Below are 8,785 nucleotides of genomic sequence, written 5' to 3' on the forward strand. Positions count from 1 at the left end.
CCATGAGCTCCGAACCCGACGAACCGGCCGTGGACTGTCCGCGCTGTGGCGGGACGCTGGAGGAACTCGTCTTCGAGGAGCACCGCGCGGTCGTCTGCGAGGACTGCGGGTTCGCGGACGTCCCCGCCGACCACTCGCCGGCGGAACGCGAGGACGAGTCGTGGGACGCGGCGCTCCGGCGCTTCCTCGAGGGGTAGCTACTGCTCGGCTTCCGCCTCGGAGTCGCCGCTCTCGCCCTCGCCGCCGGCCGCGCCCTCCTCGGAGCGGGCGGCGACGAGCGCGCCGCGCGCGACGCTGTAGAGGGGCTGGCTCGCGCGCTGGACGCCGCTCACGGAGAAGGGGAGGTCGGCTTCCGCGAGGCGCTCGCGGAAGAGGCCCTCGAAGCCCTCCGGGCTCGCGGTGCCGCCGGTGACGACGACGGGCACGTCGAGGCCCTCCTCGACGTCCTCCTCGTCCACCTCCTTCACGACGTTCTCGACGACGTAGTCGAGGAGGTTCTCGTAGTAGATGCCGAGCGCGCCCTCGACGCCGCCGACGTCGCTCGTGAAGTCGAGGCGGAAGTCCTCCTCCTTCGTGGAGGTGACCTTGTCGACGGGCGTCCCGGTGGCGCGCGCGGCCTGCTCGTCGATCCAGTCGCCGCCGCGCGCGATGGAGAAGCGCATGACGGGCACGGCGTAGTAGGAGAGACAGACGTTCGTCATGCCCGCACCGAAGCTGATGCCGAGGCCCGTGAAGTCGTTCTCCGCGAGCTCGCTGTAGATGACCGCCATCCCCTCGTTGATGGGCTCGGGGTCGTAACCCATGTCGCCGAGGATGGACTCGAGGGTCTTCTGGTGGTAGAGCGTGGAGAGCTCGGAGTCGATGGGGTCGGCGGGCGTCGAGAAGAACAGCCGCTCGTTCGGTCGCTGGGGGTCGTCGACGACCTGCTGGAGGATGAGCTTGATCATCGGAATGGCGGACTTCTCGTCTGAGGAGAGGATGCCCGCCTTCATCGGGCGCCGCGTCTCGCGGTTGAAGATGTTCGCGAAGTTCAGGGCGTCGTCGCCGACGACGTAGACCTGGTCGCCCTTCTTGATGTGGAGGACGTCGCTTCGCGAGAGCATCTGGTCCGCCATGTCGCTGTAGTCCAGTTCGACGAACGAGTTGCGCTGCTGGACGAAGACCGTGTCGGCGCCTTCCTGGCGCGCCGAAATGAGGTTCATCGTCCCGACGTCGAGTCCTTTGGCCATACGCGAATTCTCGAAACCGCTCATCTTAAAAGTATGGCAGCGAACGATGACCGTTCGACCGTTCGCCTCGGGACGCCTCCGGAGACCTCCCGAGGCCCGGACGGGTCGCGCTGCGGACGCGAGCGGGTGAACGTCTAACTGCGTCGCGCCCGTTCGCCCGGTATGCACGACGCCGACTCCACCGACCACCCGCTCGGGGGCCGCCCGCGATGACCCGCTACGAACGCCCGTACCGCGGCCGGGACGCCTACACCCTCGAGCTGTTCGGGGAGGAGTGGACCCTGCCCGTCGTCGCGGTCGACGACGACACGTACGTCGCCTCGGACGCCCACCTCGTCCTCGGGACGACGCGCTTCGTCGAGTCCGCCGCCGCGGCGCTCGCGGACCGCCTCGCCGACCGCGACCCCGGCATCGACTACCTCGTCACGCCGGAGGCGAAGTCCCTCCCGCTCACGCAGGCGCTCGCGGCCGAACTCGACGTCGAGTACGTCGTCGTTCGCAAGAGCGTCAAGTCGTACATGCGCGACCCCGTCTCTGTCGCCGCCGACTCCATCACGACCGCCGGCGAGCAGCGCCTCGTCCTCGACGGCGCGGACGCCGCGCGCCTCGACGGCGCACGCGTCGCGCTCGTCGACGACGCCGTCTCCACCGGCGGAACGATGGCGTCGCTCGACTCGCTCATCGAGACTGTCGACGCCACCGTCGCGGCGCGCGCCGCCGTCTTCGCCGAGGGCCGCGAACACCCGGGCGTCGAGACGCTCGCCACGCTCCCGCTCTTCGTCGCGGAGACCTAGCGGAAGAGCGACTTCACGCGGTCGATGACCCCGTCGTCGTCGTCGGTCGCGAGCTCCTCCATCTCCTGTTGGTGGCGGAGTTCCTGTAAGGCCGCGACCTGGTCGTCCGCGCCCTCGCCCGTCTCCTCCGTCGATTCGCCGCCGCGAAGCTTCTGGAGCCCGCTCACGGCCGAATCGACGCCCTCGCTCCGCGAGACGTTTGCGTTCTCGGTCGTCAGGTTCGAGCGCTCCACGTCCTCGTCGCCGGTGTCGATGTTGAGCCGCGTCGTGTTCGTCTTCTCGACGCCGCCCCACGAGAGTTCGGAGTCAGACATCGCCTCCTCGATGTCGCGCTCGACCTCCGCGTCCGACACCGCCGGGTCGTCGCTCGCCCCGTCGTCCGCGCTCGCGGCGTCCGTCGCCGTCTCGCCGCCGCCGCCCGCGAGGCGCGCGCGCTCCACGCGGTCGGAGACGAGGCCCGCGCCGCCCGCGCCGACGAGGCCGACGAGGCCGGCCGTGTAGACGACGACGCCGAGCGTGCTGTGGTCGGTCGTCCCCTGTACGTTCCAGTGCTGGGGGTAGCTCGTGACGAAGACGCCGACGCCGACCAGGCAGACGACGCCCCCGACGGCCGCGACGTACGTCGCGCGCCGGTCGACCGGCAGGAGCACCGGGATGCTCAGGAGGAACGCCGGCAGGCCCGTGAGCGCGAGCGCGCCCGCGATCTCGCGCAACTGCCAGTGGAACGGCGACGCGGCGGGAATCGTCGTCGCCCAGAGGAACATCAGCACGCCGACGACGCCGAGCGTCACCCCGCCGAAGAACAGCCCGAACCCAACGTAGACGTCCGCGAGGCGGTCCGGCTCGCCGACGTAGCGCCTGTACGTCTCGACCAGCGTGTTCGCCACCCGACTCCTGCTATCTAGCTCCATACGCTTCCTCTAGTGCCATGCATTAAGACTGTTCGCCACCCCTCGCCGGGTAGCCCTGCCGGCCGCGAACCGGCCGACCGCCCGACTGCGTCGCGCCGACCTATCCAAATGCCAACCGTTTAAGTGCGTAGCGCATGTGACTCTCACGCGTGCCCAAGCTCGACTGTCCGGAGTGCGAACGCGGCATCGCGATGCACGAACTCCAAACCCGGACCGTCGCTCAGCGGACGGGCTTCGAGACGAACTACCGGTGCCCCTACTGTCGCAGCGACTTCGAGGACGTCGACGCCCTCCTCTGAGCCACCCCGTCCCGAACGTCTTTTGCCCCCTCCGGCGTACTCTCCCGGTGGGGCACGTAGCTCAGTTCGGACAGAGCGTCTGGCTTCTAACCAGAAGCGCGAGGGTTCAAATCCCTTCGTGCCCGTGGACCTTTTACTTCGTCGGGGTCGCTTCGCGACCCGCTCCTCGCAAAAGCTACGCTAAAACGTCCCGCGAGCCGGAGGCTCGCGGTGAAACTCGCGCGTCGCGCGAGTACGCTGGTTCCGTACTCCCGAACCCCGACCGCCCCGCACCACTCGAACCGCTCGGCTCCGCACCGCGCCGCGTCTCGTCGCGCTTCGGCGTCCTTTTCCTCGCGCCCGTCCTCGAGACGCGTATGAACACCACACTCGTCGCCGCCGCGCTCGTCGTCGGCGTCTGTACCGGCGCGCTCTTCGCCGGCCTCCGCGTGCCGATTCCCGCGCCGCCGTCGCTCCCCGGCGTCGTCGGCATCGTCGGCATCTACCTCGGCTACCGCCTCGTCGAGGTCACCGGCGTCGGCTTCGACGTCCTGCGGTGGCTCGGCCTCTCGTAGCGCCCCCGACGTTTTCCCCTCGCGGTGCCTCCCCTAGGTATGGCCGAACAACGCTCGTTCCTCGCTCGCGCGCTCTGGTTCGTCGTCGTCGGCTGGTGGGCGACGCCCGTGCTCGTCAACGTCGCGTGGTTCCTGAACGTCACCGTCGTCGGCATCCCCATCGGCATCAAACTCATCAACCTCGTTCCGACCGCGCTCACGCTCAAGGAACCCCGGAGCCTCGACGCCGAGGACGGCGGGAGCCAGCACGGCCTCCTCCTGCGCGCCGTCTACTTCGTCCTCGTCGGCTGGTGGGCGAGCCTCCTCTGGGCGAACCTCGCGGCGTTCCTCGCCGTCACCGTCGTCGGCCTCCCGGTCGCCATCTGGATGTTCGGGACACTCCCCTACGTCACGTCGCTCTATCGCTTCTGAACGCTCCCGGCTGACCTGCCGGCCGCGCCGGCGTCGCGTCCGCCTGCCGGAGGGCGTACGCATATGTGGCTCTCCCGCGCACACCCGGTATGAGCGACGACACCGCGTACTGTCCGACGTGCGAGGAGACGCAGCGGATGACGACGACGAAGCCCTGTCACCCGCCGCTCTGCCTCGGCTGCGGCGAGCACGTCACGTAGGGATGCTGGTGTTTAAACCGCCGACGCGGCTATCTCTCGCGTATGAAGGTCATCGGTATCGTCGGTCTCCCGGGGAGCGGGAAGAGCGAGGCGGCGGCGGTCGCGGAGGAACTCGACGTGCCCGTCGTGACGATGGGCGACGTCATCCGTCGGGAGTGCGAGGCGCGCGGCCTCGACCCGACGACGCATCACGGCGAGGTGGCACAGGCGCTGCGCGAGGAGGGCGGGCCGGCGGCCGTCGCGGACGCCTCCCTCCCCGTCATCGAGGACGCCCTCGACGGGAGCGAGGTCGTGCTCGTGGACGGCATCCGCTCGGACGCGGAGGTCGAGCGCTTCGAGGAGGCGTTCGGCGAGTCGTTCCTGCTCGTGAACGTCCACGCGCCCTTCGAGGTGCGCCGCGAGCGCGTCGGCGAACGCGGCCGCGACGCCACGGCGGACGAGGGCGGCGAGAGCCTTGAGGAGCGCGATAAGCGCGAACTCGGCTTCGGGATGGGCGAGGCCATCGAGGCCGCCGACCTCACCATCGAAAACACGGACACCCTCGAGTCGTTCCACGAGTCGGTCCGCGACCTCCTGCGGGGTGAGGCGGCGTGACCGTCTACAGCGTGGACGTCGAGGTGCGCGCGCCCGTGCAGGCGACGGAGGTGCCGGACCGCGTCGCGCGCGCCGTCGAGGAACTCTTCCCGAACGCGGACGTCGACGTCGGCTCCGAGGAGGTGGTGGCCTCGACGCACGACCTCGAGGCGTTCCGTGAGTGCCTCTTCGAGCAGCGCATCCTCGACACGGCGCGCTCGGCGTTCCTCGACGGCCGCACCGACTCCGGCTTCGCGTTCGACCTGAAGAAGCAGGCGGCCTTTCGCGGCGTCGTGAACTTCTCGGTGGGCAAGCCAGCGGAACTCGGCGACATCCACGTCGCGGTGACGGTGCGCGAACCGGACGTCGAGGAGTTCATCACGTACCTCGCGCCGGAGACGGAGGACGGCGACCCCGTCGAGCTCTAGACGGCGAGGAGGAGGGCGAGCGCGAGCGCGACGAAGACGACTTTCGTCGCGACGTTCACGGCGATGACCTTCGAGCCGAACGTCGGCCCCCAGATACCGTACTGGAAGGGAATCGAGCGCTTGAACGTCGAGACGGCAAAGGAGAAGACGCCGCCGAGCAGCATCGCCGCGACGCCCTGTTCGACGGTGAGCGTCTCGGGGACGAGGCTCGCGGCGGTGAGCGCGCCGACGGTCGTGTTGAAGGTGAACGCGACGACGACGGGCACGCTCTCGACGGGGAGGCCGGTGAGTGCCACCGCCACGTCGTTCAGCGGCCCCGTGTGGCGCGTCACGTCCACCGTCATCAGGACGGCTTCGAGGACGAGGTAGACGACGAGCAAGCGGGGGAGTATCGAGCGGAGGCGCGAGGCGGTCGTTTCGGCGGCCGAGCGGAGTTTCGCGCGCGTCGACTTCGCCTCCTCGCCCGGTGCGTCGGCCTCGACGTCACCGAGCTTCGCGCGGTCGACGTTCGCATCGGAGAGCAGTAGCGCGCCGGCGAGCACGCCGAGGACCGTGATGGCGAGCGCGATGCCCGCGCGGAAGCCGACGTAGAGGAGGCCCATTCGGAGGCCGAGGATGGGGATGAGGACGGGCGCGTAGAACGTGAAGACGTGCTGGGCGAAGCCGAAGAACGTGTTGATGGTGACGGCGACGAGAGTCGCGCGGTCGTCGAGCGCGCCGGACTCGCGGAACTCGGCGAGCATCCCGTAGCCGGCGGTCGTCGAGGCGGCGGTGGTGAGGATGGCGCTCCCGACCTCGCTCGGGAGGTTCGCGGGGCCGGTGAGGGGTTTCGCGAGCGCGGCGACGTAGCGCACCGCGCCGAAGTCCACGAGGAGGTTCGCGGCGAAGACGCCGACCGAGATGAACGCGACGACCGTGGCGACCCGTGGGAGGACGACTTCGAGGACGTCGACGACGGGGACGCCGAACATACCCGGGCTACGGGCGCGCGCCCCAAAAGGCGCGTCGCTCCGCGCCCGCCTACACGAGCAGCTGCACGACGGCGAAGAGGACGACGATGCCGAGGACGTCGCAGAGGTTCGTGACGACGGGGATGACGACGTCGTCGGGGTCGAGGCGGAGCCGATAGGCGAGGTAGGTGGCGACCACGGTCACGACGACCGCGAGCAGCGCGAGCACGGCACCGGAGGCGAAGGAGACGGTGACGACGGTCCAGACGCCGAGGTCGGTCTGCGCGCCGGTGAGCGCCGTCGCGCCCCACGCGCCCGCACCGACGAGCGGGAAGACGGTGAGCGCGAGCGTGACGGTCGCGAGCGCGTTCCCCGCGAGGTCGTCGTCGGTCGCGGAGAAGGAGAGCGTGCCGAGGTGGAAGGACGTCGAGAGCCGGGAGGCGAGGATGCTCCCGAGGTTCCCGGCGGTCCCGATGGTGACCGGGACCAACACGAGCAGGCTCGGGTAGCGGTAGAGCGTCGCCTCGAAGCTCCCGAGGACGAGGCCGCTCCCGACCTCGACGGCGGTGAGCCCCAGCAGAACGGGGAGGGTGGCGCGGATGATGGCCGAGACGGTCCACTCCTCGGGCACTCAGGCCACCCCCAGGACGAGCCGAACGGCGACGACGAGGAAGGCGAGGCCGAAGACGTCGCCGATGGTGGTGACGAGCGGGCCGACGAGCGCGTCCGGGTTGTACCCCCGCCTGAAGCCGACGACGACGACGGCGACGACGGCGACGGTGAGGACGACGCCGGAGAGGAGGCCGGCGACGAACGCTATCGCGGCGAGCACGCCGAGCGACGCGACCTCGCGGCCGAGCGCGAGGAGCACGCAGAACGCGAGGACGGCGGCGGCGACGGAGGCGAGGAGGCCGTTCGCCATCGCGGCGGCGGCGGCGTTCACGAGTCGCTCGTCGGCCTCGAAGCGCGGCCGAAGCAAGCCCTGATGGAGGCCGGTGGCGAGGCGTGCGCCGAGCGAGCCGTAGACGTTCCCGCGCGTCGCGAGGAGCGCGGGGACGCAGACGAGCAGCCCCGGCACGGCCTGCAGTTCGGCGCGCATCCCGCTGAGGACGACGCCCGCGAAGAGGCCCCCGATCATGCTCGCGACGAGCGCCGGTGCGGCCTCCCGATAGGCGCTGGCGGCGACGTCGCGGATGCTCATGGTGGACGCAGACGCCCCACCCCGTAAAATACCCCGGCCGCCGCTCACCCGTCGACGGCGAGCAGGACGGCGGCGCCGCCCGCCGCGCCGACGAGCGCGACGCAGAGCGCGCCGAACGCGACCGTGAAGTCGGCGTAGGTGGAGAGGACGCCGACGACGGCGGGCGCGAGCGCGCCCGCGCCCATCAGGACGGTGCGGACGACGCCGAGGCCGCCCCCGGAGCGCTCGGCGGGGAGGAGCGCCATCAGGTACGCGCCCCGGACGGGTCGGAAGCCGTGGCCGCCGAGGCCGAAGACGACGACGGCGGCGACCAGCCCGACCGTCCCGAACCCGCCGAAGGTGAGCGCGCAGAGGCCGAGCGCGGCGAGCGCGAGCGTCCCGGTGACGACCGCGAGCGGCCCCACCCTGTCCGCGAGGTCGCCGGTGACTGTCTGGACGAGGCTGACGACGAAGAGGCCGCTGTAGACGGCGCTCGCGGTCGCGGGCGTGAGGCCGGCGTACTCGAGGAAGCGCGGGAGGAACGCGACGACGCCGTTGTAGGCGAAGGCGGCGCAGACGGTGACGGCGACGAACCCCGCGAACGCCGGGTCACCGAAGAGCGCGGCGTAGCGCGCCAGCGAGACGCCGTCCTCGTCGTCGTCCCGGTCCGTGGGCGCGGGTTCGCGGGCGCGCATTCGCGGGTAGGCGAGCGCGGCGAGCGCGAGGCCGACGACGCCGGCGACGGCGAAGAGCGCGTGCCAGTCGAAGCGCGCGCTCGCGAGCAGGACGGCGACGGCGGCGGGCGCGGCGACGCCGCCGAACGCCCCCACCGTGTCGAGGACGCCGAGCGCGCGGCCCGTCCGGTCCGGGTAGACGGCGGAGAGCAGCCCGACGGCGACGGTCTTGTGGACGCCGGTGCCGAGGCCGACGAGCACCATCCCGGCGGCGAGCGCGAGGAAGGGGACGTCGACGGCGAGCGCGAGCGCCGCCCCGGCGGCGACGACCGCGCCGGCGGTGATGACGCGCGCCGCGCCGATACGGTCGGCGAGCGCGCCCGAGGGGAACTGGAGGGCGGCGTAGACGAGCATCATCGCGGTGAACGCCGTGCCGAGCGCGGCGTCCGTGACGCCGTAGCGCGCGCCGAGGGCGGGGAAGAGCGGCGGGAACGCGTAGCGGAGGAACTTCGCGAGGAACCAGACGAGCGCCGTCGCCGCGAGGACGTCGAGCGAGCGCAGGCGGGCGAGGCGCGAGGACAC

The 8,785-nt window shown here is 71.1% G+C and carries 13 protein-coding genes and 1 tRNA gene; 8 read left to right on the forward strand and 6 right to left on the reverse strand.

Translation table 11 applies throughout. The annotated features are described in order from the left end of the window. Positions 1 to 2: 2 nt before the first annotated feature. Positions 3 to 197: a hypothetical protein gene (locus EFA46_RS04110; protein WP_123074509.1), complete on the forward strand. Its 195-nt coding sequence runs from the start codon at positions 3 to 5 to the stop codon at positions 195 to 197. Here the strand turns inward: EFA46_RS04110 and EFA46_RS04115 are convergent, their stop codons facing one another. After that, a complete protein-coding gene (locus EFA46_RS04115; protein ID WP_123074507.1) occupies positions 198 to 1,229 on the reverse strand; it encodes a hypothetical protein in 1,032 nt (343 codons plus the stop codon). A gap of 209 nt (positions 1,230 to 1,438) precedes the next feature. Here EFA46_RS04115 and EFA46_RS04120 point away from each other — a divergent pair, with 209 nt between their 5' ends. Further along, positions 1,439 to 2,023, forward strand: a complete 585-nt coding sequence (locus tag EFA46_RS04120; RefSeq protein ID WP_123074505.1) for a phosphoribosyltransferase family protein — start codon at positions 1,439 to 1,441, stop codon at positions 2,021 to 2,023. Here EFA46_RS04120 and EFA46_RS04125 read toward each other — a convergent pair. After that, positions 2,020 to 2,934, reverse strand: coding sequence for a permease (locus tag EFA46_RS04125; protein WP_148040646.1), 915 nt, complete (start codon positions 2,932 to 2,934; stop codon positions 2,020 to 2,022). The two genes, EFA46_RS04120 and EFA46_RS04125, sit on opposite strands and share 4 nt — an antisense overlap. A 149-nt stretch (positions 2,935 to 3,083) precedes the next feature. On the opposite strand from EFA46_RS04125, the gene EFA46_RS04130 reads away from it, so the two are divergent. The 6 genes from EFA46_RS04130 to EFA46_RS04155 all read left to right on the forward strand — a co-directional run bounded on the left by EFA46_RS04130 (position 3,084) and on the right by EFA46_RS04155 (position 5,399). After that, entirely contained in the window at positions 3,084 to 3,233 is a 150-nt protein-coding gene (locus EFA46_RS04130; protein WP_158604245.1) for a hypothetical protein, read from the forward strand. Positions 3,234 to 3,283: 50 nt separating this feature from the next. Next, a tRNA-Arg gene (locus EFA46_RS04135) sits at positions 3,284 to 3,358 on the forward strand. Between the two features lie 231 nt (positions 3,359 to 3,589). Then, complete coding sequence (locus EFA46_RS04140; protein ID WP_123074503.1) at positions 3,590 to 3,787, forward strand: XapX domain-containing protein; 198 nt, start codon at positions 3,590 to 3,592, stop codon at positions 3,785 to 3,787. 39 nt (positions 3,788 to 3,826) lie between these two features. Further along, positions 3,827 to 4,198: a YccF domain-containing protein gene (locus EFA46_RS04145; RefSeq protein WP_123074501.1), complete on the forward strand. Its 372-nt coding sequence runs from the start codon at positions 3,827 to 3,829 to the stop codon at positions 4,196 to 4,198. 242 nt (positions 4,199 to 4,440) lie between these two features. Then, positions 4,441 to 4,992, forward strand: a complete 552-nt coding sequence (locus EFA46_RS04150; protein WP_123074499.1) for an AAA family ATPase — start codon at positions 4,441 to 4,443, stop codon at positions 4,990 to 4,992. Continuing rightward, positions 4,989 to 5,399, forward strand: a complete 411-nt coding sequence (locus EFA46_RS04155) for an RNA-binding domain-containing protein (protein WP_123074498.1) — start codon at positions 4,989 to 4,991, stop codon at positions 5,397 to 5,399. Before EFA46_RS04150 ends, EFA46_RS04155 begins: the two co-directional genes overlap by 4 nt. Here EFA46_RS04155 and EFA46_RS04160 read toward each other — a convergent pair. Genes EFA46_RS04160 through EFA46_RS04175 form a run of 4 tightly spaced genes read right to left on the reverse strand, consistent with a single transcriptional unit; the run spans position 5,396 to position 8,785 of the window. Next, complete coding sequence (locus EFA46_RS04160; RefSeq protein WP_123074497.1) at positions 5,396 to 6,370, reverse strand: nucleoside recognition protein; 975 nt, start codon at positions 6,368 to 6,370, stop codon at positions 5,396 to 5,398. The genes EFA46_RS04155 and EFA46_RS04160 overlap by 4 nt on opposite strands. 49 nt (positions 6,371 to 6,419) lie before the next feature. Beyond that, positions 6,420 to 6,980, reverse strand: a complete 561-nt coding sequence (locus EFA46_RS04165; protein ID WP_123074496.1) for a magnesium transporter — start codon at positions 6,978 to 6,980, stop codon at positions 6,420 to 6,422. Beyond that, positions 6,981 to 7,550, reverse strand: coding sequence for a magnesium transporter (locus tag EFA46_RS04170; RefSeq protein ID WP_123074495.1), 570 nt, complete (start codon positions 7,548 to 7,550; stop codon positions 6,981 to 6,983). It abuts the gene before it with no gap. 44 nt (positions 7,551 to 7,594) lie between these two features. Further along, positions 7,595 to 8,785, reverse strand: a complete 1,191-nt coding sequence (locus tag EFA46_RS04175; RefSeq protein WP_123074494.1) for an MFS transporter — start codon at positions 8,783 to 8,785, stop codon at positions 7,595 to 7,597.

Source organism: Halarchaeum sp. CBA1220, assembly GCF_003721175.2.
Lineage (GTDB): Archaea > Halobacteriota > Halobacteria > Halobacteriales > Halobacteriaceae > Halarchaeum > Halarchaeum grantii.

Bases quoted from the DNA above. Each gene is read 5' to 3' on its own strand.
- EFA46_RS04110 (WP_123074509.1), top strand. From the start codon at position 3: ATGAGCTCCGAACCCGACGAACCGGCCGTGGACTGTCCGCGCTGTGGC.
- EFA46_RS04115 (WP_123074507.1), bottom strand. From the start codon at position 1,229: ATGGCCAAAGGACTCGACGTCGGGACGATGAACCTCATTTCGGCGCGC.
- EFA46_RS04120 (WP_123074505.1), top strand. From the start codon at position 1,439: ATGACCCGCTACGAACGCCCGTACCGCGGCCGGGACGCCTACACCCTC.
- EFA46_RS04125 (WP_148040646.1), bottom strand. From the start codon at position 2,934: ATGGAGCTAGATAGCAGGAGTCGGGTGGCGAACACGCTGGTCGAGACG.
- EFA46_RS04140 (WP_123074503.1), top strand. From the start codon at position 3,590: ATGAACACCACACTCGTCGCCGCCGCGCTCGTCGTCGGCGTCTGTACC.
- EFA46_RS04145 (WP_123074501.1), top strand. From the start codon at position 3,827: ATGGCCGAACAACGCTCGTTCCTCGCTCGCGCGCTCTGGTTCGTCGTC.
- EFA46_RS04150 (WP_123074499.1), top strand. From the start codon at position 4,441: ATGAAGGTCATCGGTATCGTCGGTCTCCCGGGGAGCGGGAAGAGCGAG.
- EFA46_RS04160 (WP_123074497.1), bottom strand. From the start codon at position 6,370: ATGTTCGGCGTCCCCGTCGTCGACGTCCTCGAAGTCGTCCTCCCACGG.
- EFA46_RS04170 (WP_123074495.1), bottom strand. From the start codon at position 7,550: ATGAGCATCCGCGACGTCGCCGCCAGCGCCTATCGGGAGGCCGCACCG.